A 26,194-nucleotide genomic window follows, 5' to 3' on the forward strand; every position below is an offset into this window, starting at 1 on the left:
CTCAAATCACTTGGCCCAGTTTGAAAATCGGTAAATACATGGCAATGACCAGACCGCCCACCACAATCCCCAGTACCACCATGATTGCGGGCTCCATCAGCGTTGTCAGGTTATCGACGAGGGTGTCGACCTCGCTCTCATAATAGGTGGCTACGTGATTGAGCATGCTGTCCAGTGTGCCGGACTCTTCGCCAATGGCTGTCATCTGAATCGCCATGTCCGGGAATGCGCCACTGCTGCTCATGGCCACATGAATCTGCGTACCCGTGGCAACGTGTTGCTTGAGCCGCAGCACGGCCTCTTTCAGCACGCTGTTGCCCGTCGCGCCTGCGACTGAGTCCAGCGCGTCGAGCAAAGGCACGCCGGCGGCCAGGGTGGTGGAAAGGGTGCGGGCAAATCGGGCAATCGCAGACAGGTGTAACAACTGCCCCGTGACAGGAATTTTCAGCAACAGGGCGTCCAGTCGATGGCGCAGGGTGGCTGAGGCCTTGTAACGATGACGGACGATCACGGCAGCGCCAGCGGTGCCCAGTAAAAGCCAAAGGCCGTGGCGTTGCAATGCCTCAGACATGCCAATCACCCACAAGGTAAAGACGGGGAGTTGCGCATTGAACGAAGCAAACACCCCCTGAAATTGCGGCACGACTTTTATCAACAGGATGCTGCTGACCACTAATGCCACCAGTAACACGGCGATGGGATACGTCATGGCTTTTTTGATCTTCTTCTTCAGCGCGTCGGATTTTTCCTTGTAGGTCGCGATACGTTGCAGCATCACCTCCAGCGCGCCAGCTTGTTCCCCGGCTTCCACCAGATTGCAGAACAGCGTGTCGAAGTGCTCCGGTTTGTTACGCAGGGCGGCGGTGAGGCTGGTTCCGGCGGCAATGTCCCGCGTCAGTTCGATCATCAGTTGGCGCATGGCGCACTGTTCGAACCCTTTGCCAATCACCTCTAGCGCTTGCAAAAGAGGCACGCCCGACTGGATCAGCGTCGCCAGTTGGCGACTGAACAGGGTGATGTCTGACGCGTTGACAGACCTGCCAGCGCGACGGCGTGAGGGGCGTTGACGCCGAATGCTGCGCACCGTGATCCCTTTGCGCCGCAATTGGGCGCGAAGTTGGGCGTGCCCGCTGGCGCTGAGTTCCCCGGTGTGAGTGGCGCCGTGGGCATCCTTGCCTTCCCAGCGATACAAATACGTGTCGACCATGCTGTCGTCCTTGAACAGTGGCGCGTTCAGTTGCGCCGTGCATGTCAAAGACTAGACAGCGCCACAGTCGTCACCTGTGCCAGTGCAATTCCAAAGGTGTCAAACGCTGTTGTTCAGAAGCTTCTGACAACGAACCTTGGTAGCCTGTGCGCACTTTTTTAGCGGCTCAGCGTTGACCTTGCATCGGGTCGCCGGGCGGCGACTTATTTTTCGGAGGCCGTACATGAAACAACAACAGGGCATTACCTTGATTGAGCTGATGATCGTGGTAGCGATCATCGGTCTGATCGCGTCTTTTGCATTGCCTGCTTACAACGACCACACCATGAAAGCGCGGTTTGCTGAGGTGAACACGCTCGGCAACAGCTACAAAACGGCGGTTGCACTGTGCTTTAGCGAAACCAATGATCTGGCCCAATGCGATGCGGGCACCCACGGCATACCCGGCCCCGCAGATGCCACCGACAACCTCGCTGCCGGCATGACCGTGATTGATGGTGTGATCGCCATGACCGGTACTCAAGCGGCTGGCGGCTGGACCAGCGTCATGGTCCCGGCCTTGAGTGGCGCTGGTAATGCGCTGGTCTGGACCCAAAGCGGCACGTGCCTGACCAGCGGTGCCTGCAAATAGCCACGAATTGCCCGATTTCATTGGCAGTGATAGTTTTGCTGCCACCGCCGGTGTAGCTCAGTCGGTAGAGCAGCGCACTCGTAACGCGAAGGTCGCAGGTTCGATTCCTGTCTCCGGCACCAGTCAATAAAACGCCCTGTCTTCAGCAGGGCGTTTTTTATGGGGCGCGTTTGGCCGGTTCAAGGCGCCAGGGTGACCTGATCGGCGGTCAACATTAACGTCCGAAAATGGCGAGATTCACCAAAAGTCCGGTGCTATTGTGCGGGCCATGAACACACACGACTCGCCCCACACCGCGCTGACACCGTCTACCGCCGCCTGCGAAATCGCCCGGTTGAGCCGCGATGCGCGGTTTGACGGGGTGTTTTTCACGGCCGTGCTTACCACGCGTATTTACTGCCGTCCCGTCTGCCCGGCCCGTGCGCCCAAGGCTGAGAACGTGGTGTATTACGCCAGTGCGGCGGCGGCTCAGGCCCAGGGGTTTCGTCCCTGTTTGCGCTGTCGCCCCGAGCTGGCGCCGGGCAATCTGTTGTGGTCGCACAGCGAGCACTTGGTGACGCGTGCCCTGAAGCTGATCAACGAAGGTTTTTTAGCCGATCACCCGCTGGATGCGTTGGCCGAACGTTTGAATGTAGGGGCTCGGCAGTTACGCCGCTTGTTCGTGAAATACCTGGGGGCGCCACCCATCGCGGTGCATGCCACCCAACGGTTGTTGTTTGCCAAACAACTGCTGACCGAAACCGCATTGTCGATCACTGACGTCGCTCTGGCTTCGGGGTTCGGCAGTGTACGGCGTTTCAATTCGGCGTTTGCCGAAGCCAACCATGCCGAGCCTCGCGCATTCAGGCGCAGCCCAGCCATTCGGGCCGATGCGGCCATGGTGCTGCGCCTTGGCTATCGCCCGCCCTACGACTTCAAGGCCGTGCTGGGTTTCCTGTTCAATCGTGCGTTGCCGGGTATCGAGTCTGTGGACGCCCAGAGTTATCAGCGAGTGTTCGGCCCGGCGCAATCGCCCGGCTGGCTGCGGGTCAGCGCCGCGCCGGCGGGGCAGCATGCCTTGCGCCTGGAGTTGTACAACGTCGCGCCGGCCCAACTCCTTAACGTGATTACCCGCATTCGGCGCATGTTCGATCTGGATGCCGACCCTCAGGCCATTGCGCATACACTCGGCGCCAGCCCGTCACTCGCCCCGCTGGTCGAACGCTACCCGGGCTTGCGTTTGCCCGGCGGTTGGGATGGCTTTGAGGTGGCCGTACGGGCGGTGTTGGGCCAGCAAGTGAGCGTGGCCGCCGCGCGCACGTTGGCCAGCCGCATCGTGCAACGGTTTGGAACACCGGTTGAAATGCCCGGTATCCCCGGGCTCAATCGCCTGTTTCCTGCGGCGCAGCAATTGGCCGACGCCCATCTGGATCAACTCGGTATCACTCAGGCGCGCATCCATACGATCCGGGGCATTGCCCGCGCCCTGATCGATGGACAGGTCGATTTCGCGGTTGAACAGCCGCTCGAAACCTTCATTCGTCGCTGGGTGCAACTGCCGGGCATAGGTGAGTGGACCGCGCATTACATTGCCATGCGCGTGCTCAAACACCCCGACGCGTTCCCGGCGGCCGATCTGATTTTGCGCCGCGAGGCCAACCCTGACGGCGCCCCGTTGAGCACTAAAACCCTGCTCGAACTGGCCGAAAGCTGGCGGCCATGGCGGGCCTATTCAGTGATGTACTTATGGCGCGCAGCCACCGATGCGGCTGCGGCACGGAGGGTTTAACCATGACGCAGATTTACTACGCGCAAATGCCGTCGCCCATTGGTCCGCTGTTTTTAGTGGCTGACGATGAGGGCCTGAGAGAAGTGCGCTTCGAATGTGAACGCCGGGCGCATGCACCGGAGGAAGGCTGGCTGCATGCGCCGCACAAACTGGCGCACGTGCGCCGACAGCTGGACGCGTATTTTGCAGGCGAGCGCCTGACCTTTGATTTGCCGCTCAAGCCACAAGGTACGCCGTTTCAACAGCAGGTCTGGCAAGCACTGACCGCCATTCCTTTCGCGGTGACCACCAGTTACGGCCAGTTATCGCAGCAGATCCAGCGGCCCACCGCGTCGCGTGCGGTGGGCGCAGCCAATGGTCGTAACCCGATTCCGATCATCATCCCGTGCCACCGGGTGATCGGCAGCAACGGCAAACTGACGGGCTTTGCCGGCGGGCTCGCGGCCAAGCAGTGGCTGCTGGAGCATGAGCGGGCGCATCAGCCCTTCGATCTGACGTAATGCGCCGCAGCCGGTGGCGCCTTACAAACTCAACCGCATCGACAGGTCGACCGCTTTGACATCCTTGGTCATGGCGCCAATCGAAATGTAGTCCACGCCCGTTTGGGCAATGGGCAGCAACGTACTTTCATTGATGCCGCCGCTGGCTTCCAGCTTGGCTTTGCCCGCGTTCAGGCGCACGGCTTCGCGCATGTCGTCCAGGCTCAACTCGTCGAGCATGATGATGTCAGCCCCTGCGGCCAGCGCTTCTCTGAGTTCATCCAGGCTCTCGACCTCGATCTCCACCGGTTTGCCGGGCGCGATTTTATGCGCGGCGTCGATGGCCTGAGCGATGCCGCCGCAGGCGGCAATGTGGTTTTCCTTGATCAGAAACGCGTCGTACAGGCCAATGCGATGGTTATGACAGCCACCGCAGGTCACGGCGTACTTTTGCGCCAGACGCAAACCCGGCAGGGTTTTGCGGGTGTCGAGCAATTTGACCTGAGTGTCGGCCACATGGTCAGCCAACTGGCGGGCGTGGGTCGCGACGCCCGACAGCATTTGCAGGAAGTTCAACGCACTGCGCTCGCCGCTGAGCAGAGAGCGGGCCGGGCCTTCGAGGTGAAACAGCACTTGATTGGGGCTGACGCGTTCGCCATCGACAACCTGCCAATGCACGGCAACGCGAGGGTCCAGTTGGCGGAACACCGCGTCCACCCATGCGGTGCCACTGATCACGGCGGCATCGCGGGTGATGATCGTGGCTTTGGCCAGGCGTTCTGCCGGAATCAACCGCGCAGTGATGTCGCCGCTCCCAATGTCTTCGGCAAGCGCACGGCGTACGTTGGCTTCGATCTCGGCGGTGAGATCGGCCAGATGTAAATTCGGCATAACGAACTCCACAAACAAAGTGCGTCGATTATAGGGCCATGCCGCGAACGAACCCAAGGTGGCGCGCTGCACGGTGGGTAAACGGCGGCAACTGTGCTGTTTTTTTAGGGTTCAGAAACGTTTTTTTCACCGATTGGCAAATGATTCAGCCAGTCGGGTAGCACAAGGCGCGTCTTTTGCAAGATAATCCGCGCCTTGTAATTGGCGTCATAGCTTTGACATGCCATCAAGTCCTAATTTCAGATCTTCCGGCGAGCGCATCTTGGGCTGGCTGGTTTCTGTTTGCGAGCGTCAAAAGCGGCTTTGTCCCGTGCACGCCCACCGCAAGCGACACATCGTTCCAGGAGGCTTGGATGCACAATGACGGGAAAGTGGGAGCTGCCCACAAGGCGATAGCGGAGCTGGCGACGCATTCGCCGCTCGCACGCCTGCCTGTCATTTTGTTGCAGGTCCATGACAAGGCCGCGCAGCAACTCAAGAGCGGCCTGCAAGTGCTGTTCGACAACGCCGACGAAACCCTGTTTGCCATGGCTGACAACGCCCGCAGCGACGCCGAGCAAAGCCTGTTTTTTGAGGCCATGCGCGATGTCAGGCTCAAGCGCAAACACATTGAACGCGGGTTCCTGGACCGTTTTTTTGACGCGTTTACCCGACTGACCCAGCCTGATGTCAGTGAGCGCACCCTGCATGGCGCCGCGCCCGTCGAGGGCACGTTCTCTCTGTTATCCAATGACCTGGAGCGCACGCAAGTCGTTAACGCAATGGTGGCGCAGGTCATGACGCGTGACCAAATGGCGCTTTGCCAACTGACCCAGCGCCTTGCAACCCTCTGTAACCTGCCGCTGGATGAGCACAACAATCCGTTGGGGCCGGCCATGTTGTGTGAGTACTTTTTGCAGGCCGAACGTGAGCAGGGCATGGACCTCAAGGTCAAGCTGATCATGCTGCAACTGTTCGAAACCTACCTGCTCAGCCACTCCGGCCAGCTGTATGCCGACGCCAATCAGCTGCTGATTGCCACGGGCGTACTGCCTTCACTGGCTGACAACGACGCCTGTTGCGGAGCCCAGGCCGCAGCGCCGCCCGCCCACGTGCAAGAAGCGCAGAATCTGGTCGGGCTTCTGTTTGAGTACATTGCTCAGGATCGAAATGTCTCGCCGGCGCTGAAAAGCCAGATTGCTTTATTGCAGGAACCCTTGCGCAAGATTGCGCAGCGGGATCAGAATTTTTTCAGCTGCGACACCCATGCGGCCCGGCGTTTGTTGAATGTGATCGCTGCCGCGGCCATCGGCTGGGACGTGCGCACCGATGAGCGCAGCGACCCGCTGTTTCGCCAGATTGAGCGCGTCGTGCAACAGCTCGCGTCTTATTCGGGCGATAACCCCGCGCTGCTGGATTCGTTGCTGCATGAGTTTTTGGTCTTCACCCAGGCTGAACGTGGCCGAATCGAGCTGTTGGAACAGCGCACGCGCGAGGCTGAGCACGCGCGTCTTAAGGCGCCTGAAAAACCGCTCGCTGCCTCACAAACCCTCGATGAGCAAGACCATCTGGGTCTGCTGCTGGTCAGCCAGTTACGGCTGGGGACGTGGATCGAATTGCAGGAAAACGAAGAATTCCGACTGCGCTGCAAGCTGATTGCCATTCTGGAGCCGGGTGGCAAACATATTTTCGTTAACCGCACCGGCCTGAAGGTGCTGGAACAAAGCCGCACTGACTTGATTGGCCAGTTGCGCAGCGGCAAGGTTTTGCTGCTGGATGACCGTTTGCTCTTTGATCGCGCACTGGAATCGGTCATTGGCAGCTTGCACCAGCACCACGCGCAGTAACCCCTGCGACATCAGCGCCATAGATAGCTGCCAATTGAAGCGCGCATCGCGGCATACTGCGTCTTCGGTTTTTTCAACGCACAAGGAGCGTTTATGCAGCTGGACCCCGCGAGCGGTTGGTGCCAAGGCGTGCACCGGTGCCCGTCGCCCAACTTCAATGAGCGCCCTGACGGCGAAATCTCCCTGTTGGTGATCCACAACATCAGCTTGCCGCCGGGGCAGTTTGCGACGGGCAAGGTCCAGGCGTTTTTCCAGAACCGGCTGGACGTCACCGAGCATCCGTACTTTGAAGGCATCAAGGCGCTACGCGTCAGTGCGCATTTTCTGATTGAACGCGACGGCCAGATCACGCAGTTTGTGTCGTGCCTGGACCGCGCCTGGCATGCGGGTATTTCCAGCTTTGAAGGGCGTGAGGCGTGCAATGACTTTTCGCTGGGCATCGAACTCGAAGGCACGGACGACCAACCGTTCACCGACGCGCAATATCAGGCATTGATTGCCCTGACCCGACAACTGCAACAGCACTATCCGCAGATTACCCCCCAGCGAATATGTGGCCACAGTGACGTGGCGCCGGGGCGCAAGACGGATCCGGGCCCTTGCTTTGATTGGGCGCGTTTTCGCCGTGAGCTGCCGCACACAGGAGAGAAACAATGAGTTTTGTGGTGTTACTGCTGGCGATCCTGATCGAAAAATTTTCGGCCTTGCGTCAACGTCTTCAGCGCGACAGCGGCTGGGTGCGAGAGCTCCACAAGCTGGAGGCGTCGACCCGTCTGGCAAACAGGCCGTGGTGGGTATTGGTCATTCTTGTCCTGTTGCCGGTGATGCTGCTGGGCCTGCTGCTGGTGGTGCTGGACCCTGTGGCGTATGGCTTGCTGGCCTTGCCGGTGCATGTGCTGGTGCTGGTGTTCAGCCTGGGCCGCGGGGATGTGTTGGCAGGGCTGGGGCCATTTCGCGACGCGTGGCGCCGGGGTGATTTGCAAGCGGCCGCCCATGTGGCCCAACGCGACATTGACGTGTGCGCCGACACTGGCGAGCAATTGCTGGAGAACGTGCAGGCGCACCTGCTGTGGCAGGCCTATCAAAGTTTTTTTGCCGTGATCTTCTGGTACTTCTTGCTGGGCCCGGTGGCTGCGTTGAGCTATCGCTTGCTGGCGCTGGCGGTCGAGCATGGCAAAAATCCGGAGCTGGTTGAACGTGCCCAGCAACTGCGCCATGCCTTTGACTGGCTGCCGGTGCGCCTGCTGGCGGCGAGCTTTGCACTGGTGGGTAACTTTGCCGCCGTCAGCCGCGTCATGCTGCATGAGTTGCTGAGCTGGGACATCAGCGCCGCCCAACTGATCGACAAGGCCGGGTGCGCTGCGGCTGAAATCCCGCCCCCGCAGACCGGGCCGGAAGGGGTTTCCAGCCTGGATGCGTTGTGGGAGTTATTGCTGCGCTCTGCGTTGCTCTGGTACGCCGGTTTTGCCGTGTGGACGCTGTTGCTCTGATTGAATGCGCACGGGCGCACGCGGCTACGGGTGCGCGTTTACCAGCCAAACACAGCACAGGCATTGGCCGTACTGGCCTCGGCCAGCCGTTCGGGGCTTAGGTTCATCACTTCAGCCAGGGCTTCGCAAATAGCGGGCAGGTGCTCCGGGCTGTTGCGCTGGTTGGCGAACATGACCGGCGCCATGTCGGGCGAGTCGGTTTCCAGCACGACCGTGTCCAGCGGCAAGTCAGCCAGCACCCTGCGCAAACGCAGGGCCTGCGGCCAGGTCGCGGCGCCGCCCAAGCCCAGCTTGAACCCCAGCTTGATGTATTCGCGAGCTTCCTCCCGGCTGCCCGCGAAGGCATGAATAATCCCGCCACGTTGCAGCTTGAAGCGTTTGAGGGTGGCAATGACTTGCGCATGGCTGCGGCGCACGTGCAGCAGCGCCGGAAGCCGGAAGTCAGCGGCTAGCTGCAACTGGGCTTCAAACAGTGATTGCTGGCGTTCGCGGTCGAGCGCCGGCAGAAAGTAATCGAGGCCGATTTCGCCCACGGCACACACTTGACGTTGCCCGGCCAGCCGACTGAGCCATTGCCCGAGTTCAAGGACGTGCTCGGGGCGATGCGTGTCCAGATACACCGGGTGCAACCCAAACGCGGCATGCAACTGACTGTCGGTTTGGACCAAATCCCACACCCGTTGCCAGTTGCTCTGATAAACGCCCAGCACCACCATGCGCTCGACACCCAGCGCCCGACTGCGCGCCAGCAGCGGCGCGCGGTCGGCATCGAACACCGGGAAATCGAGGTGGGTGTGGGTGTCGATCAGTTGCATGCTCAGGCCTGATGAATACGCTGCTTGAAGGTACGGGCAATGGCGTGAATGCCGGGCGCGTAGTGGTGTTCTTCAATGGCAGCCAGGGCGAGGTTGAGCGCTGTTTGGGCGATCAAGGGGTGCTGTTGGCCCATGGCATTGACCGGCAACGGCAGGAAGTCCAGCAACTGCGTGTCACCAAAGGTTGCCAGGCGCGTAGGTGCTGTGTGTTCCGGGTGATCGAGCAAGGCGTCAAACATGCCTTGCAGCAACACGTACGAGGTCGTGACCAACGCGTCAGGGAAATGCCCCAGACGTGCCAGTAACTCATCAATGATGCGTCGACCGCATTCGCGGCTGAACGCAGTCCCGTGCTCGATCAGCACTTCACCGTCAAAACCTTCCAGGGCTTGTTTGAACCCTGCCGCGCGGGCCTGGCTGACGCTCAGCTCTGGGCGTGCGCCGATCAACGCAATTTGACGCGGCATCGGCTGCAAAAGGCTGCGGGTCAAGGCCATGCTGGCTTCGCGGTCATCGCTGATGACTGAGCAAAAGCGGTCTGCTGGCAACGTGCGGTCAATCGCGATGATCGGCATCCCCAGATCTTGCAATTGACGGTAGCTGTCGTCTTCTTCCGGCAAGCAACTGGCCACAAACAGGGCGTCGCAGCGGCGTGCACGGAACAGTTTGAGCAATTGGCGCTCACTCTCGGGCGCGTCGTCTGAACTGGCGATCAGCAGTTGATAGCCACGGGCCCGGGCGCCTTGTTCCAATTGCTTGGCAATGCGCGCGTAACTCGGGTTTTCGAGGTCGGGGAGGATGAAACCCAGGGTGCGGCTGTGGCGGCTACGCAAACCCGCCGCTTGCGGGTTGGGCGTAAAACCATGTTCTTCAACCACAGCGCGCACCCGTTCCACCGTCGTGCTGCTGATGCGTTGCTGTTCAGCCTTGCCATTGATGACATAGCTGGCGGTGGTCACGGAAACACCTGCCAGTTGAGCGATATCGCTGAGCTTCACGCCGATAATTCCTTATTTTTTGTAGTACATGCCGACATTCTGGCCAATCCTACCCGATAAAGGCAGCCGACCAACGTCTGCCTTATCGCTACTGTATTTTTTTACTGCATCGTCTACCTGACGCGAGTCAATGCGACAGGTTGGGCTTCAAGCGCGGACGATTATGCAGTAACGTGCCGCATATTCATGATTAAACGTTTCAGCAAGCCTGTTTAATCGACGTAAGCCTCAGGTTGATGTGCTTGCCACACATCCGGTGACACACTTGGGGACGAGCGGCCTAAGCTGACTTAATTCAAAACAATACCGGGCGCCACGGAGCGCCAGGAAAGGAGAACGCATGCTCGAGCTCACCATAGAGCAGATATCCATGGGCCAGATGGCTGTGGATAAGTCTGCTGCGTTGCAATTACTCGCCGAGAAGCTGGTCGCTGATGGCTTAGTGGCCGAAGGCTATCTGGACGGTTTGCGAGCGCGTGAAGCTCAGGGCTCGACCTTTCTGGGGCAGGGGATCGCGATTCCCCATGGCACCCCTGAAACCCGCGACCTGGTGTTCACCACCGGCGTGCGTCTGTTGCAGTTCCCCGAAGGCGTGGACTGGGGCGACGGGCAAATCGTGTACCTGGCCATCGGCATTGCCGCCAAGTCCGACGAGCACTTGCGTTTGTTGCAATTGTTGACCCGTGCCTTGGGCGAAACCGATCTGGGCGAAGCCTTACGACGCGCGAGTTCGGCCCAGGCCCTGCTCAAACTGCTGCAAGGCGCGCCTCAGGAACTGGCGCTCGACGCGCAAATGATTGGCTTGGGGGTCTCGGCAGACGACTTTGAAGAGTTGGTCTGGCGCGGGGCACGTTTGCTGCGTCAGGCTGAATGCGTCGATAACGGCTTCGCCGCGGTGTTGCAGCAGGTTGAAGCGCTGCCGCTGGGGGATGGCCTGTGGTGGCTGCACAGCGAGCAAATGGTCAGGCGGCCGGGGCTGGCTTTCGTCACGCCCGACAAACCGATCCGCTACCTGGGCCAGCCGCTCAGCGGTCTGTTCTGCCTCGCCAGCCTGGGGGAGGCTCACCAGGCCTTGCTGGAGCGGCTGTGTGCCTTATTGATCGAAGGCCGCGGCCACGAATTGGGCAATGCCACCAGCCGCCGCGCCGTGCTTGAAGTCTTGGGGGGCGAATTGCCGGCCGACTGGCCGAGTGCGCGCATCACCCTTGCCAACGCCCACGGGCTGCATGCGCGCCCGGCTAAAGTGCTCGCGCAGTTGGCCAAAAGTTTTGAGGGCGAGATTCGCGTCAGCATCGTGGGGGGCCATGAGTCGCCCGTGTCGGCCAAAAGTTTGAGCAAATTACTGAGTCTGGGGGCCCGTCGCGGCCAGGTGCTGGAGTTTGTGGCCGAGCCGGGCATTGCCAGCGACGCGCTGCCCGCCCTGTTGGCGGCCATTGAAGAAGGGTTGGGCGAAGACGTCGAGCCGTTGTCAGCCCTCAGCGAAGCACCCGCTCCTGTGGCGGACGTGGCGCAAGTGCTGAGCGCCCCGGCGCCCGGCAGTGTGATCAACGCCATCCCGGCCGCACCGGGCATCGCCATTGGCCCGGCGCATGTTCACGTGCTGCAAGTGCTGGATTACCCGGTGCGCGGTGAATCGTCCGTGGTGGAGCGCGAGCGTTTGCAACACGCGTTGACCGAAGTACGTCAGGACATCGAAACGCTGATTCAGCGCAGCCAGTCCAAGGCCATTCGCGAAATTTTCATCACCCACCAGGAAATGCTCGACGATCCCGAGCTGACCGATGATGTCGATAACCGCCTCAAGCAAGGCGAAAGCGCAGAAGCGGCGTGGATGTCGGTGATTGAAGCGGCGGCGCGTCAGCAAGAGGCGTTGCAGGATGCGCTGTTGGCCGAGCGTGCCGCCGATCTGCGCGACATTGGCCGCCGCGTGCTGGCGCAGTTGTGCGGCATCGAAACCCCGCCCGAACCCGATCAGCCTTACGTGCTGGTGATGGATGAAGTGGGGCCTTCAGACGTGGCGCGGCTCGACCCGGCGCGGGTGGCGGGCATTCTGACCGCGCGCGGTGGTGCGACGGCCCACAGTGCCATCGTCGCCCGTGCGCTGGGCATTCCGGCGCTGGTCGGTGCGGGCGACGCTGTATTGTTGCTGGCACCGGGCACGCCCCTGTTGATCGACGGTCAGCGCGGACGCCTGCACGTGGCGCCGGACGCTGAGGCCCTGCAACGCGCAACGCAGGAACGTGACAGCCGTGAACAGCGTTTGCAGGCCGCCAGCGCATTGCGCCATGAGCCTGCCGTGACCCGCGACGGGCACGCGGTGGAAGTGTTTGCCAACATCGGTGAAAGCAAAGGCGTGGCCAGTGCCGTCGAGCAAGGAGCTGAAGGCATCGGTCTGCTGCGCACCGAGCTGATTTTCATGGCCCATTCCCAAGCCCCGGATGAAGCCACTCAAGAAGCCGAATATCGCCGGGTTCTGGATGGCCTCAACGGCCGCCCGCTGGTGGTGCGTACGCTGGACGTGGGGGGCGACAAGCCGCTGCCGTACTGGCCGATTGATAAGGAAGAAAACCCGTTTTTGGGCGTGCGCGGCATCCGTCTCACGTTGCAGCGCCCGCAGGTCATGGAAAGCCAGTTGCGCGCCTTGTTGCGTTCGGCCGACAACCGCCCGCTGCGCATCATGTTCCCAATGGTCGGCAGCGTGGCCGAATGGCGCGCTGCCCGCGACATGACCGAGCGCTTGCGTCAGGAAATCCCGGTCGCTGACCTGCAACTGGGGATCATGATCGAAGTGCCGTCTGCCGCCTTGCTGGCGCCGGTGCTGGCCAAAGAGGTGGATTTCTTCAGTGTCGGCACCAACGACCTGACGCAGTACACGCTGGCCATCGACCGTGGCCATCCGACCTTGTCGGCTAAGGCCGACGGCTTGCACCCGGCCGTCTTGCAACTGATCGACATCACCGTGCGCGCCGCCCATGCCCATGGCAAGTGGGTGGGAGTGTGCGGCGAACTGGCGGCTGATCCGCTGGCCGTTCCCGTGCTGGTCGGGCTGGGGGTCGATGAACTGAGTGTGTCGGCGCGCAGCATTCCCGAGGTCAAGGCGCGGGTGCGCGAGCTGAGCATGGACCGTCTCAAAACCCTGGCCGCCGACGCATTAGGCGTGGGCAGCCCGGACGAAGTACGTCAATTGGTGGAAGCGCTCTGATGGCCAAGATTCTGACCCTCACCCTCAACCCGGCGCTGGACCTGACGGTGCGCGTGGCGCATTTGCAGCCGGGCGACGTCAATCGCAGCCAGACGATGCTGACCCATGCGGCCGGCAAGGGCGTCAACGTGGCGCAAGTGCTGGCGGATCTGGGCCACGCACTCACCGTGAGCGGCTTTCTCGGTGAAGACAATCAACACGCCTTCAATGCGCTGTTCGCCCGTCGCGGTTTTGTCGATGCGTTTATCCGCGTGCCCGGTGAGACCCGCAGCAACATCAAACTGGCCGAAGACGATGGCCGTGTCACCGACATCAACGGGCCGGGCCCGCAGGTCAGCGAGGCCGCGCAGCAAGCCCTGCTCGACACGCTCGACCTGATTGCTGCCAGCCATGACGCTGTCGTGGTCGCGGGCAGTTTGCCGCGAGGGGTCAGCCCGCAGTGGCTGTATGAGCTGCTGCTGCGGCTAAAAGCCATGGGCTTGAAAGTGATTCTGGACACCAGCGGGGAAGCCTTGAAACACGGTTTGAACGCGGGACCGTGGCTGATCAAACCCAACACCGAAGAACTGAGCGACGCGCTGGGCGCCGATACCAGCAGTTTGGCGTCGCAGGTTGCAGCGGCAACCCGCCTGCACGCCCAAGGCGTCGAGCACGTGGTGATTTCTCAAGGGGCCGAGGGCGTGAATTGGTTCAGCCTTGGCCCGATCTGGCAGGCATTGCCGCCCAAAGTGAGTGTCGCCAGTACCGTGGGTGCCGGTGATTCACTGCTCGCGGGCATGCTGCACGGCCTGCTCAGCGGCCACTCCCCTGAACAGACACTGCGCACTGCCACAGCGATTGCCGCGATGGCGGTTACCCAGATCGGTTTTGGTATCAGCGATAGGGCGCAACTGGCGACACTCGAACGTGGCGTGCGCGTGCATCCCCTGACAGAAGAACAAGAGGCAAACTCATGAAATTAGCCATTGTGACGGGTTGCCCCAACGGCATGGTGACCAGCGTGTTATGTGCCCGATTGCTGGACGCCGCGGCACAGCGTCAGGGGTGGAGCACCAGTGTCGAGGTGCATGACCCCAAGCACCCGGAACGCCAATTGTCGGCAGCCACCATCGACGAGGCTGAGTGGATTCTGGTGGTCAGCAGCACACCGCTGGACATGCAGCGCTTTATTGGCAAACGCGTATTCCAGAGCACCCCGGCTCAAGCCTTGCAGGATGTGGAAGGGATACTGCGTCGGGGCGTTGAAGAAGCGCAGGTCTACACGGCGGTCGATCCCGTCGGGCAAGGCTCAGCGCCTGTCCATTCCCATGCCCCCAAAATCGTCGCCGTGACGGCGTGCCCGACCGGCGTGGCCCACACGTTCATGGCCGCCGAAGCCTTGCAGCAAGCGGCCAAGCAACTGGGCTATGAGGTGCAGATCGAAACCCAGGGATCGGTGGGTGCCAGAAACCCGCTGAGCGCCCAAGCCATCCGTGAAGCCGATGTGGTGTTGCTGGCCGCTGACATTGAAGTGCCCACCGAGCGTTTCGCTGGCAAAAAAATCTACCGCTGCGGGACGGGCATTGCCCTTAAACAATCACAAGCCACACTGAAAAAAGCCCTGAGCGAGGGGCGTGTAGAGAGCGCGGCGTCCGGCGCCGAGGCGCCTGTCAAATCGGAGAAGACCGGGGTCTATAAGCACCTGCTGACGGGTGTGTCGTTCATGTTGCCGATGGTCGTGGCGGGCGGTTTGCTGATCGCCCTGTCATTCGTCTTCGGCATTACCGCGTATAAAGAGCCCGGCACATTGGCCGCCGCCTTGATGCAGATTGGCGGCGATGCCGCGTTCAAATTGATGGTGCCGCTGCTGGCGGGCTACATCGCTTACTCGATTGCCGACCGCCCGGGCCTGGCGCCGGGGATGATTGGCGGCTTGCTGGCCAGCACGTTGGGTGCAGGTTTCATTGGCGGCATCATTGCCGGTTTCATTGCCGGGTATTGCGCCAAAGTGATCAACCGCTACGCGCGCCTGCCGCAAAGTCTGGAAGCGTTAAAGCCAATTCTCATCATCCCGTTATTCGCCAGCCTGTTTACCGGACTGGTGATGATCTACGTGGTGGGCAAACCGGTGGCGGGCATGCTCGAAGGGCTGACCCACTTCCTCGACAGCATGGGCACCACCAACGCGATCCTGCTGGGCGTGTTGTTGGGCGGCATGATGTGCGTCGACCTGGGTGGCCCGATCAACAAAGCGGCGTACGCGTTTTCTGTCGGGTTGCTGGCTTCGCAAAGTTATGCACCGATGGCGGCCACCATGGCGGCGGGCATGGTGCCGCCGATAGGCTTGGGTATCGCGACTCTGATCGCGCGTCGCAAATTTGCACAGACCGAGCGTGAAGCTGGCAAGGCAGCGATGGTGCTGGGGATGTGTTTCATCTCCGAAGGTGCGATCCCGTTTGCGGCCAAAGACCCGTTGCGCGTGATCCCGGCGAGCGTGTTGGGTGGCGCGTTGACCGGAGCGTTGTCGATGTACTTCGGCTGCAAACTGATGGCCCCGCATGGCGGGCTGTTCGTGATGTTGATCCCCAATGCCATCAACCACGCGCTGCTGTACTTGCTGGCTATTGTGGCGGGCAGTGTGCTGACAGCGGTGGTCTATGCCGTGATTAAACGGCCGGAGCCGGTGGAGATGGCGTTGGAAACAGCCGCTGCCTGACGTGTCGTTGTGCTGAGAATAAAAAGTCCCTGCCTTATTTAATAAGCAGGGACTTTTTTATTGTGCCTGCCGAAGGCACAGGTGGGGTGCCTGATGCGTGAATAAAAGCGGGTGTAGTTTTATAAGTGAACCTGTCGTTAAGGTTTATTTTATTCACGAAGCCTGAGTTGATTCTTATGAAAATCTATAATAATTCGAAAGACGTATTCAAAAGCATTGTTTCAGCATCGTTGGGTGTTTTGTTTTCTGCATTCATGATGTTTAGCGCTTCGGCTTCGGCCGCCGCATTGTGTGAGGGCAGATGGGTGTTGGTCGGTGGCGTACCCTGCGATATGTTGCCCATTGGCGGAGGAAGTGTAACGTGTTTGTTTTTCGGTAAAGATATGAATGCCAATGGCGCTATTGAAGGCAATTCGGCAGATGTGTGTATGCTTTTAGATGCCGATAATCGCCGGCGCAGTATTCCTTGTGTTGATGCGTGCAACTACACCAATAATTGCGAACACAAACATTGTATAAATAAAGATTCGATGAAAGACGCCCGAAAACAAGCCCAGTTGCATTTAAAGAAAGCAGAATAGACCGCCTAACGTACACGATATTCTGACTGCCCCTCAGCCGGTGTTAAAGGCTGAGGGGCATTGATCAGTAAACGTCTCTCTTATAACGCCCCTGTTCTATCAGGTGTTCCAATGTTTCTGCTCCCACGATGTCGATCAATGCCTGATCAACCCCCGCCGCCATGCCCTGCAGACTGCCGCAGATGTAAAGGGCTGCTCCTTCAGCGAGCCAGCGCCGGATCTCGTCAGCCGCTTCGCGGACACGGTCTTGCACGTAGACCTTGTGGGCCTGGTCACGTGAGAAAGCCAGGCTCAGGTGCTCCAGATCGCCGTTGGCCAGCCAGCCTTGCAGCTCTTGGCGGCAGTAGAAGTCATGAGCCGCATTGCGCTCGCCGAAGAACAGCCAGTTGCGCTGTTCGCCCGCAGCGATCCGGGCCTTGAGCAGGCTGCGCAAACCGGCCAGACCGGTGCCGTTGCCGATCAATATCAGCGGGCAAGGTTCGGCAGGCAGGTGGAAACCACTGTTGCGTCGCACGCGCAGGTTGATGCTCAACCCCACAGGCGCGTGCTCTGTCAGCCAGCCTGAACCAATCCCCAGACTCCCATCGGCATGCCGTTCCTGACGCACGATGAGTTGCAGCACGCCATCCTCCGGGATCGAGGCGATGGAGTATTCGCGCATGTTCAACGGGATCAAGGCATCGACCAACGCTTGTGCATGCATGCCCACCAGATGCCCGCGGTTTTCCGGCAGTTGGCGGCTAGCAAGAGCTTGAGCCAGTGTTTCTTGCAGGCCTGCAAGTTGTACCGGGCTGTCGGCGCTCAGGCCAAGGCCTTCAAGGAAGTGTTCAACTGCCCATGCACATTGGCGCGGCATGACCTCGACCAGATCGCCGGCTTGCCAGCGGTAATGGGCGTCAGGCGCACGCAACCCCAGCAGATACACGCTGGAGCCGCTGCTGCCGGGGTTGATCAGGTCGCGCTGTTCAAGGGTCCAGTTGTTGTAGCTGGGCGCTTGCCACGGGGCACTGGGTGCGCCTCCCGTCAGTTGGCGGAGGTGTTGTTGCCACTGATGCAGCGCATCGGGGTCGCCGCTGTCGACCTGAACAGGGCTGAACAATGCCTGCGCGCCGCGCTCGCTGAGCCACTGTTGAATGCGTGTCGCAAACCCGCAGAAGTGCGGGTATTGGCGATCACCCAAGGCCAGCACTGAATACTTGAGCGTGCGCAGGCTTAAAGGTTGGCCCAGCACGTTGCGTTCAAAGCCCCGGGCGCTGTCCGGCGCTTCACCGTCGCCAAAGGTACTGACCACAAACAGGGCGTTGCCCGCGTGCTGCAAGTCTTCTTCACTGAGTGTCGCCAATGGCTGCACCCGTACCGGTAGCCCTGCCGACTGCAACTGGCCTGCCGTTTGCCAGGCCAGTTGCTCGGCAAATCCGCTTTGACTGGCAAAGCCGATCAACCAGGAAGACACATCGCTGCTGTTGCCAGCCAACCCTTTACGGGCCTCTTTGACCTGACGCTTTTTGCGGCGTCGGTCCAGATACAACAACCACCCGGTGATAAAAAACAGCGGCATGGTCAAGCTGGCCACGGTGACCAGGATGCGCCCGGTCAGGCCCCAGTAACTGCCAACGTGCAGGGCGTAGATGCTGGTGAGCAGCTGGGCCTTGTAACTTTTATCGTCGTAGCGCGCGTGTTTTTGGATCGCGCCAGTTGCCGGGTCAAGCACGATCTGATTGAAAGCTCGCTCATGGGGCGAGTCGGTGCGCAGGTAGAACACGGTTGCAGGCTGACCGGCCGCAGGCGGCATGCGCACGTTGTACGTGCTCAGTTCAGGGCCGGCGGCTTTCTGAATGCTGGCCCAGATTGCATCGTAATCGGCCACGGGAGCCGGCCCGGCCGGCCCGCGCTGGCCACGACCGCCTTTGCGTTGCTCGCCCTGATGCGAATCACCAAACAGCGTTTGTAAGCCTTTGTTGTACCACTCGTAGGACCATGACAACCCGGTCAACGCCGCCAACAGATAGAAGACCAGGCACCAGGTGCCTGCCACCGCGTGCAGATCCCAGTTGAAGCTACGGCCTTTTTTCGCCCAATCGAGCGTCAACCATGCGCGCCAGTTCAGCGCTTTACGCGGCCAGCGCAGGTACAGTCCGGAGAGGCAAAAGAAAATCAGCATCAGGGTGCAAGCGCCGGTGATTTGCCGCCCGGTTTGGCCCATGGCCAAAAAACGGTGCAATTGCAGCATCAGGCCGAAGAAATCCTGACCCACGGCGTCGCCCTGATAGGTGCCGGTGTAAGGGTCGACATAGCGCATCTGGCCACGTCGCTCGCCCGGCGGCGGGGTGAAGAACACGCGGGCGGCGCTGTCACTGTCGACGCCGACCCACAACATCGCGACCTGTTTGCCCTCCGTGGCCTCGACCTTGCGTACCAGCTCGGCCGGTGGCAGCACGCCGCTGTCGAGTTTTTCGACCTTGAGTACAGACGGGTTGAGCGCGCTCAGCAGTTCGTCCTGAAACGACACCACTGCACCGGTAATGCCCATCAGGGCTAGCACCAGACCGGCGGTTATCCCGAAAAACCAGTGCAGTTGAAACAGTGTTTTCTTGAACACAACGACCGCCTTGCTTGCTCAATTGAATGCTTGTTATACGTCGAGACCGAAAGTGATCCGGCTTGCACACAAAAGCCCCGGCCATAGGATGGGCGGGGCTTGGCTTAACGTGACATCTGTTTAGAAGTGGAAATTGGTGGTCAGCAAAGCCGTACGGCCCGGTGCCTGATTAGCAAAGTGGGTCGAGAAGGCTTTGTCGTAGTAGGTCTTGTCGGTCAGATTTTGTACGTTCAGTTGCAGGTCAACGTTTTTGCTCAGCTTGTAACTGGCCATGGCGTCGTAGCGTGTGTAAGACGGTACGTAGGTGGTGTTGGCAACGTTGCCGAACACGTCGTCTACATAGAAAGCGCCGCCACCTACAGTCAGCTTGGGCGTAATGGCGTACGTAGTCCACAGGCTGGCGCTGTTGCGCGGCGTGTTAGGCAGCTTGTTGCCATCGGTAGCCTTGTTCAACGGGCCACCGTCCTGCTGTTTGGCGTCAAGGTAGCTATAACCGGCGAACACTTGCCATTTATCGGTGATCTTGCCGCTGGCAGACAACTCGATGCCGTCTACACGGGTTTTACCGGCGTTTTCGTAAGATGCAGTGTCGACCTGAACTCGGGTGTTTTCTTTCTCTGTACGGAAGATAGCCGCGGTCAGAGAGAGGCGGTCATTGAACACATCCCACTTGGTGCCGAGCTCGTAGTTAGTTGTTTCTTCGGGCTCAAGGTCGCTACTGGCGAATGCTCCGCTGCGCTCAGGAGAACCAGGAAGTGCGTTAGGGTCCATGCCTTCACCCAACATTGATCCGGGTGGGGTAGCCGACGTGGCGTAAGAAACATAGATGCTGCCGTTCGGTCTTACTTTCCAGACCAAGCCCAGTTGGCCGGAGAAGAAGTCGCTGGTGTCTTCACCTTTGTAGGTCACCGGTGCTTTGGTTTTTGAATCCAGTGCGTGAGTTTTGTACTTAGTCTCGAAATGGTCGTAACGAAGGCCCATGTTCAGTAGCCACTCAGGCGACAGTTCCAGCGTATCCATTACATATAGAGCGCGAGTATTGCTGGACGTGGCCGTTCCCAGATAGTTGCGCGAGATTGCGCCGCTCCATGGGTCGTTCGGTGTCGGGTTACCCAGAGAGGTGCAGTTATAACCACTTGGTGATCCGATCATTCCCGGCGTGCAGGTTGAATCCGCGGCACTGGTGCTGCCAATGGTATCGGTATTGACGTTATAAGAGGATCTGTCGCTGGTCTCGCGGCTAATTTCAATCCCGGTGGAAAAACTGTTCTTGAAGCCTGCAACGTAGAAATCACCAAACAGATCTGTTTGGTTGGTTGTCGTCGCAGTATTGCTTACTCGCGAGTTGGCTCTGCGCCAAACGCTGCCATTGTTCACGTTGCCTTTGCTGTCATCCGGCTGCGTCAGGATGTAGTCCTGCATGCTGTTGCCATGGCGCAGCGTATTTTTGACAGTCAGGCTGTCATTGAAATCATGCTCGAAAGCCAGCGTGGTGATATCGGTGCGGGTTTTGCGGAAGTCACGATCGGTCAAGCCGTAAAAGTTCGTGCTGTCGCCGCCATCGTTGGGCTTGTCGGGGCTTGCGGCAGTGTGAGTCTTGCCCACAGAGAAACCGTAAGGAATGCCTGAGTCCGGCAGGTCATTACTTTCCATGTGGTAGTAATCGATGTTAACGCGCGTGTCAGTGCCCAGGCCAAAGGCCAGCGACGGGGCGATACCCCAGCGGTCGTAGTTCACGTTGTCACGTCCGGCAACGTTGCTTTCGTGGCTCATCAGGTTCAACCGGCCCGCTACTGTGTCGCTGAACTGGTAGTTGCCATCCAGCGTGTAACGCTGGGTTTGATCCGAGCCCCAGGTATAACCCGCATCGAAAGAGTTACCCAAATGAGCTTTTTTGCTCACGAGGTTGATGGTGCCGCCCGCCGCTCCACGCCCGCCGAAGGCGGAGTTCGGTCCCTTCGCGACTTCGATGTTTTCTACGGCGAAGATTTCGCGGCTTTGTGCGCCGGTGTCGCGCACGCCATCCAGATATGTATCACCTTGGGCATCAAAACCACGAATGAAGGGGCGGTCGCCTTGCGGGTTGCCACCTTCGCCAGCGCCGAACGTAACACCCGGAACGGTGCGCAAGGCGTCTTGCAGCGAAGTGGCCGCAGTGTCTTTGATCAGTTGCTGCGGGATCACGGTGATCGAGCGCGGGGTGTCGATCAGAGGGGCCGTGTATTTTGGGGAGTCTGCCTTTTCAGTTTGGTAGGCGTCCTGCTGCTCCCCCGTCACGGTGGTTGCGCCAAGGGAAATACTGTTGCCCTGTGCCTTGCTTTCGGTGCTTTCAGCCGCCTGAGCCATGTGCGCGGCAGAGGTTGCAGTGATTGCTACACCGATGGCCGAAGCCAGCAAACGCGGCGAGCTGACAGGTATTTTTATTGGTTGGCGCAACATCGTTAGATCCCTTCCCCCAGAATTTGAGCAGAGAAATATAGTGCAAACAATTCTGCCTATCAATTGAGATCAATTACTATTAGCGCGAAATTTACATTCTTTACAATTTTGCTTTACGGTTTTTTCACACTCGTTCGTCTCCTGCCTCGATCAGCGTTTTACACGATCAATAAGAATCAATACCATTGCCATCTCTTTGCTATCAGGTACTGCGTCATGCTCCTGCATATTCCCGGCTTGTTTACCCGTGAAGAAGTCCTGCGTATTCGCCAGGCACTGGAGCAGGCGGACTGGGCTGACGGCAAAATCACGGCCGGCTATCAGTCCGCCAAGGCCAAGCACAACCTGCAATTGCCGGAAGGCCATCCGCTCGCCAAAGAAATTGGCGCGGCCATGATTGATCGGCTGTGGCAGAACCCGCAGTTCATGTCAGCCGCCTTGCCGCATAAAGTGTTCCCGCCGTTGCTCAACTGTTACACGGCAGGCGGCAGCTTCGACTTCCATATCGATAACGCGGTGCGTCAACCCAAGGGCAACCCTGAGCGGGTGCGCACGGATTTGTCGTCGACCCTGTTCTTCAGCGACCCCGACGATTACGACGGCGGCGAGTTGGTGATTCAGGACACGTATGGCGTACAGCGCGTCAAATTGCCCGCTGGCGACATGGTCTTGTACCCCGGCACCAGCCTGCACAAGGTCAATGCCGTGACGCGGGGCACCCGGTTTGCCTCCTTCTTCTGGACCCAAAGCCTGGTGCGCGAAGACAGCCAACGCACGCTGTTGTACGAAATGGACGGCGCGATCCAGCAACTGACCCTTGACGTGCCTGATCACCCTTCACTCATTCAGCTCACCGGCACCTACCACAACTTGCTGCGCCGCTGGGTTGAGGTATAACCCATGAGTTTTCAACTACGCCGCCAGGAATTGCTCGATGGCGAACAGCTCAGCGCCATGTTGGCTGAAAATCCTGCGCGGGCGGCTCAGGCGATCCTGCTGGCAGCCAGGCAAGGCATCGTCGATGGTCAGGCGTTGCTGGGGCAGATTTTGCTCGACGGGCAAGGCATCGAACGTGACCCGGTGCTGGCCAGGCGCTGGTTCCAGATCGCAGCCAACGCGGGTCACCTGATGGCGCGCAACATGCTCGGCCGCTGTTGGGAACATGGCTGGGGCGGGCCTTCGGATCTGACTCTGGCCAGTCTGGAATACCGTCAGGCAGCCGAAGCCGGACTGGACTGGGCCATGTACAACTACGCCAACGTGCTGGCCACGGGGCGCGGCGTAGCAGAGGATCAGTGTGCCGCCGTGGCGTTGTACCGGCAGGCGGCTGAGTTGGGGCACGCCAAGTCGATGAATTTGTTGGGCCGTTATCTGGAGGACGGTCAGTACTGTGTACAGGACCTTAAAGCCGCCTGGCAGTGGTACCAACGTTCGGCTGAGGGCGGAGATTTTCGCGGGCAGTTCAGCCATGCCGCTGTCCTGGCTCAACGTGGGCAAGTCGACGAAGCCCTTGAGTGGTTGCGCAAGGCGCTGGCTGGCGGGAATCTGAATTTTTTGCGCGTTGCTCAGCGATCCCTCATCGAGGCGCCGGATCCGCGCATTCGTTCAATGGCCTCAGACTTTGCACAGCGCGTGGCACAACTTGAATCGGCGTGATCAGATGCTGTTCTGGCAGGCGCAAGTTTAAATAAGATCCGAGTTAAATAGTTATTACGCTACAGGCGCAGTAGTAATAGTTAGTGCAATGGTCAATAGCGCTGTCACGCAGCGCACTCTCTTACATGATTTAGCGCTTGGCCTGTATTGCGGGTGTCGTGGTTAGGCTTAGTCTTGTTCATCTGTATTAATTGAACAGGAGTTGCACGATGTCTGAGCATTATGTCGATGAGCTGGAATCTATTGTTGGGTCTGAATTTTACGAACAATCGGGCGTGTTCGAGCAATCGATTGTCGTACCGTTGCGCTTTATGCAGTATTTGGCGGGTGTACGCATAAGTGGAATTCCTCGTGCCGACAGAGGGTTTTTATTTAGGCGCACGGATATTGAAAATATTCGATTATATGTTGACCATGCACGCCTCCTGCCCACGGCTCTTGAGAGCGTAAAGCGACTGTATCCCTCGTGGGCTGTGGGTCTGGAGGGACTTGAGCCGGAACAAATAGTGAGTTTTCATCAACAGGTACTGACGCACACTAAGGCCTGGACCCACCTTGAACATGCCGTCAAAGTTGCATGCGACAGCATGAACCAATTGGCGGGAGACATCCCGGAGCGTTTTCTTCAACTGGTTGAAGATATCGATGGGATCGCGGGAGGGCAATCCGCAGACCTTCAAAGTAACGGAGGGGATCTGCAACGTGTTGCGTTGACTGATCAACAGCGTTCTGCGCTTGAAGGTATACGTTTAAATCGGGTTCACGAGCAGCCCGATATACGAGGCTTCTTCAATACCACCATCTTTACCCAATGCCGTGTCTTCAATAACACCCTTGTAAATGTGTTGATGCCAAAGGTCGCTGCGCTTTTAGAGGCCTATTCGCACGTGAATAATCTGCCAGTCAATGACTCCTTTGAGACTGATCTGCGTGCGATAGATGATCAGCTACATACACGGGTCACTGATTATGAACGGCTGATTGCGCAGACCGTGCCAGGCATGATGCCACGGTTCAGTCTGGATGCCCGTTCAGGTGTTTTCAGCCGCCAGGCGGGAATAGTAAGAGGGGAGATTCATCGGCTGGTTGTCGAGCGCGGGCGTTTAGTCTTCGCCCATTTGCCGCAGGATGCTTTGGGCACGCTTCTATACGTATCCCAACAACGATTTTTTGAGCTACGCGGACGCTTTATGGCTGCCGCCGTGACCTGCCGCGAGATGGAGCAGGCGTGGGCCCCCCTCAAGTGGTATGTGTTGGGCGTGAATGAGTATTTAAAGCAGGTGAGCCACCTGTCAGACCTCACCCAACTGAAAATAAATCTCGTGAGGCTGATGAGAACCTGGTTGGGCGTTAAATCACTGACTGAGCAAGTCTACAGTTCATTTAGGACCCTATTGGAGCGCGATGACTGGACGGCGGGGTAGTGTATGACTATTCCTTTCATATTATGGGAAGACTTGAACTTAGCGTGCCGACGCCTCTTGCACATACGGAGTGGGCTGAATGAGGGGGTACGCTTACTGTTTCAATTATTTCAAAGGTGCTTTTATTAACACGTGTATCCCAGTTGTTTTTCGCCACTTCTCATATTCAGATGTGCCATTCTCCTACACCCTTTGATGCTTTAGTCGTGTTGAGTACGTTGAGTTTGGCTCTACGCTGTTATGAGCAGGCTCATAAATTTAAAGGTGCTAAAAAATGGATAGTTTGGCGTTGGAAATTGACTTGGAAAGTGTCAAGGATTTAAGTCTTGATGTGGCTGCCAGTCGTTTGCCGGGGGAATACATCAAGTTAGTGACGGGGCTGACGCCGTCTGCTGTTGATCCCAAAGATCTAGGTTTTTTAATACGGCGAGAGGATATTCATAATACGCGTAGGTATGTCGCTTTTGCCAAAATGCTACCGCTCTCGCTTGACGTGGTAAGAAAGCGTTTGAACTATGATCGTATTGATGTTGAGGGCTTGTCGCCAGAAGACATTTTAAAACTGAATGAGCGTGCTGTGGCACATGCTAATACGTGGCCAGCATTAGAGTCGGGCAGTAAAGAAGTCGCGAGAGAGTTGGAGAAATTCGCAGCTGATTTTGTAACGACGGGCGAAAGTGTAGTCTCTCTTATAAGGGCTATTGAGTTAGGGCGACAGCTGGATGGAACCCTCCAAGATCTAACCGAGGAAGAACAAGAAGAGCTTAACGCTATATTGCTAGACCGTACAGAGAAACGCGCCATTGAAAAGATGGTGGAGTATTTAGCAGACGCCAAGAAGAGTACAGCTGGGTTTATCAAGTCTGTTGAACAGGTTGGGACATTGGCCAAGGGCTTTGAGAAAGGTTTGTCCGATGATTTGATCCCCTTGGTTAAAGCCAAAATGATGGCCTATAAAAACTCGGGCAAAGAGCATGAGCGTGAGGCATTACTTGAAAAAGTTCTACAACTCAATGAGCAAATCGATGCGCTTGCCAGTGCTTACAAAAACGCGGTAGGCGCTTCTTTTTCAGGCTTGGCTTTGGGGCCAATCGGGCTGGTGGTAACGGGAGGGATTTTTGGCAGTAAAGCAGAAAATATTCGCAAGGAAAAAAATAAACTCATTGCTGATAGACGTAAGTTGTTAGAGAAACTCAAAAATGCCGATAAGTTAGCTGAGTTGCTTGATGATCTCCAGCTGCACCTTGTTGATCTGCAAGGGCAAATGTTAGGGGCTGAAGTCGGTGCCAAGCAGCTGTCCCAGATATGGACGTATATTGCTGCTTACCTTGATGAGGCCAGCGAATCCTTGAGCAAGGTAGATACCCTGTTGGAACTCCATAAGTTTGCAATGAATTTTTCTATAGTTATTAATCCTTGGGTCAGTATCAAAGGCTACTCTGCGCAAATTTCCGCAGCGTTCAATGAACTGCTCCAACCCTGATTTAGAAGGA

Annotated in this window: 20 protein-coding genes and 1 tRNA gene; 15 read left to right on the top strand and 6 right to left on the bottom strand. The window is 58.5% G+C overall.

Going from position 1 to position 26,194, the window contains the following annotated elements:
- Nucleotide 1 precedes the first annotated feature (1 nt).
- A complete protein-coding gene (locus V6F78_RS16080) occupies nt 2-1,207 on the bottom strand; it encodes a type II secretion system F family protein (RefSeq protein ID WP_094990475.1) in 1,206 nt (401 codons plus the stop codon).
- Nucleotides 1,208-1,430: 223 nt separating this feature from the next.
- Between V6F78_RS16080 and V6F78_RS16085 the strand changes: the two genes are divergently transcribed.
- The 4 genes from V6F78_RS16085 (at nt 1,431) to V6F78_RS16100 (ending at nt 4,106) form a co-directional block, all read left to right on the top strand.
- Complete coding sequence (locus V6F78_RS16085) at nt 1,431-1,838, top strand: pilin (protein WP_094990474.1); 408 nt, start codon at nt 1,431-1,433, stop codon at nt 1,836-1,838.
- A gap of 46 nt (nt 1,839-1,884) precedes the next feature.
- Nucleotides 1,885-1,960 (top strand) — tRNA-Thr (locus V6F78_RS16090).
- Between the two features lie 146 nt (nt 1,961-2,106).
- Nucleotides 2,107-3,606 carry a DNA-3-methyladenine glycosylase 2 family protein gene (locus V6F78_RS16095; RefSeq protein WP_094990473.1) on the top strand — a complete coding sequence of 500 codons (1,500 nt, stop codon included), beginning with the start codon at nt 2,107-2,109 and terminating at the stop codon, nt 3,604-3,606.
- A gap of 2 nt (nt 3,607-3,608) precedes the next feature.
- Nucleotides 3,609-4,106: a methylated-DNA--[protein]-cysteine S-methyltransferase gene (locus tag V6F78_RS16100; protein WP_332727792.1), complete on the top strand. Its 498-nt coding sequence runs from the start codon at nt 3,609-3,611 to the stop codon at nt 4,104-4,106.
- Nucleotides 4,107-4,127: 21 nt separating this feature from the next.
- On the opposite strand, the gene nadC is transcribed toward V6F78_RS16100, so the two are convergent.
- On the bottom strand, nt 4,128-4,976 hold the full coding sequence (nadC, locus tag V6F78_RS16105) for a carboxylating nicotinate-nucleotide diphosphorylase (protein ID WP_047274271.1): 849 nt from the start codon (nt 4,974-4,976) through the stop codon (nt 4,128-4,130).
- Nucleotides 4,977-5,329: 353 nt separating this feature from the next.
- On the opposite strand from nadC, the gene V6F78_RS16110 reads away from it, so the two are divergent.
- The 3 genes from V6F78_RS16110 (at nt 5,330) to ampE (ending at nt 8,292) form a co-directional block, all read left to right on the top strand.
- Nucleotides 5,330-6,802, top strand: a complete 1,473-nt coding sequence (locus tag V6F78_RS16110; protein WP_047292095.1) for a DUF1631 family protein — start codon at nt 5,330-5,332, stop codon at nt 6,800-6,802.
- A 93-nt stretch (nt 6,803-6,895) separates the two neighbouring features.
- The gene (gene ampD / locus V6F78_RS16115; protein WP_047292096.1) at nt 6,896-7,459 is read left to right on the top strand and encodes a 1,6-anhydro-N-acetylmuramyl-L-alanine amidase AmpD; all 564 of its coding nucleotides are present in this window, start codon (nt 6,896-6,898) and stop codon (nt 7,457-7,459) included.
- Nucleotides 7,456-8,292 (top strand): regulatory signaling modulator protein AmpE, encoded by an 837-nt coding sequence (gene ampE, locus V6F78_RS16120; RefSeq protein ID WP_047292098.1) that lies wholly within the window; start codon nt 7,456-7,458, stop codon nt 8,290-8,292. The genes ampD and ampE overlap by 4 nt, the downstream gene beginning before the upstream one ends.
- Nucleotides 8,293-8,330: 38 nt before the next feature.
- Here ampE and V6F78_RS16125 read toward each other — a convergent pair whose 3' ends face one another.
- Nucleotides 8,331-9,107 carry a TatD family hydrolase gene (locus tag V6F78_RS16125; RefSeq protein ID WP_332727796.1) on the bottom strand — a complete coding sequence of 259 codons (777 nt, stop codon included), beginning with the start codon at nt 9,105-9,107 and terminating at the stop codon, nt 8,331-8,333.
- 2 nt (nt 9,108-9,109) lie between these two features.
- A complete protein-coding gene (gene cra, locus V6F78_RS16130; protein WP_047292102.1) occupies nt 9,110-10,105 on the bottom strand; it encodes a catabolite repressor/activator in 996 nt (331 codons plus the stop codon).
- 340 nt (nt 10,106-10,445) lie between these two features.
- Here cra and ptsP point away from each other — a divergent pair, with 340 nt between their 5' ends.
- From ptsP to V6F78_RS16150, 4 genes are all read left to right on the top strand, one after another.
- Nucleotides 10,446-13,307: a phosphoenolpyruvate--protein phosphotransferase gene (ptsP, locus tag V6F78_RS16135; RefSeq protein ID WP_332727798.1), complete on the top strand. Its 2,862-nt coding sequence runs from the start codon at nt 10,446-10,448 to the stop codon at nt 13,305-13,307.
- A complete protein-coding gene (gene pfkB, locus V6F78_RS16140) occupies nt 13,307-14,263 on the top strand; it encodes a 1-phosphofructokinase (protein ID WP_332727799.1) in 957 nt (318 codons plus the stop codon). The genes ptsP and pfkB overlap by 1 nt, the downstream gene beginning before the upstream one ends.
- Entirely contained in the window at nt 14,260-16,002 is a 1,743-nt protein-coding gene (locus V6F78_RS16145; protein ID WP_314400894.1) for a PTS fructose-like transporter subunit IIB, read from the top strand. The genes pfkB and V6F78_RS16145 overlap by 4 nt, the downstream gene beginning before the upstream one ends.
- A gap of 176 nt (nt 16,003-16,178) precedes the next feature.
- Nucleotides 16,179-16,583 carry a hypothetical protein gene (locus V6F78_RS16150; protein ID WP_143518300.1) on the top strand — a complete coding sequence of 135 codons (405 nt, stop codon included), beginning with the start codon at nt 16,179-16,181 and terminating at the stop codon, nt 16,581-16,583.
- 64 nt (nt 16,584-16,647) lie between these two features.
- Here V6F78_RS16150 and V6F78_RS16155 read toward each other — a convergent pair whose 3' ends face one another.
- Both V6F78_RS16155 and V6F78_RS16160 read right to left on the bottom strand, forming a co-directional pair.
- Nucleotides 16,648-19,182 (bottom strand): sulfite reductase flavoprotein subunit alpha, encoded by a 2,535-nt coding sequence (locus tag V6F78_RS16155; RefSeq protein ID WP_332727804.1) that lies wholly within the window; start codon nt 19,180-19,182, stop codon nt 16,648-16,650.
- Between the two features lie 120 nt (nt 19,183-19,302).
- The gene (locus V6F78_RS16160; protein WP_169862554.1) at nt 19,303-21,621 is read right to left on the bottom strand and encodes a TonB-dependent receptor; all 2,319 of its coding nucleotides are present in this window, start codon (nt 21,619-21,621) and stop codon (nt 19,303-19,305) included.
- Nucleotides 21,622-21,837: 216 nt separating this feature from the next.
- Here V6F78_RS16160 and V6F78_RS16165 point away from each other — a divergent pair, with 216 nt between their 5' ends.
- The 4 genes from V6F78_RS16165 to V6F78_RS16180 all read left to right on the top strand — a co-directional run bounded on the left by V6F78_RS16165 (nt 21,838) and on the right by V6F78_RS16180 (nt 26,184).
- Nucleotides 21,838-22,518, top strand: a complete 681-nt coding sequence (locus tag V6F78_RS16165; RefSeq protein WP_047292113.1) for a Fe2+-dependent dioxygenase — start codon at nt 21,838-21,840, stop codon at nt 22,516-22,518.
- 3 nt (nt 22,519-22,521) lie between these two features.
- Nucleotides 22,522-23,277, top strand: a complete 756-nt coding sequence (locus V6F78_RS16170) for a tetratricopeptide repeat protein (protein WP_047292115.1) — start codon at nt 22,522-22,524, stop codon at nt 23,275-23,277.
- A 209-nt stretch (nt 23,278-23,486) separates the two neighbouring features.
- Nucleotides 23,487-24,701 carry a hypothetical protein gene (locus V6F78_RS16175; RefSeq protein ID WP_047292116.1) on the top strand — a complete coding sequence of 405 codons (1,215 nt, stop codon included), beginning with the start codon at nt 23,487-23,489 and terminating at the stop codon, nt 24,699-24,701.
- 274 nt (nt 24,702-24,975) lie between these two features.
- Nucleotides 24,976-26,184, top strand: coding sequence for an alpha-xenorhabdolysin family binary toxin subunit A (locus V6F78_RS16180; protein WP_047292117.1), 1,209 nt, complete (start codon nt 24,976-24,978; stop codon nt 26,182-26,184).
- Nucleotides 26,185-26,194: the final 10 nt, after the last annotated feature.

Origin of the sequence: Pseudomonas sp. ESBL9 (assembly GCF_036668715.1) — a bacterium.
GTDB lineage: Bacteria > Pseudomonadota > Gammaproteobacteria > Pseudomonadales > Pseudomonadaceae > Aquipseudomonas > Aquipseudomonas lundensis.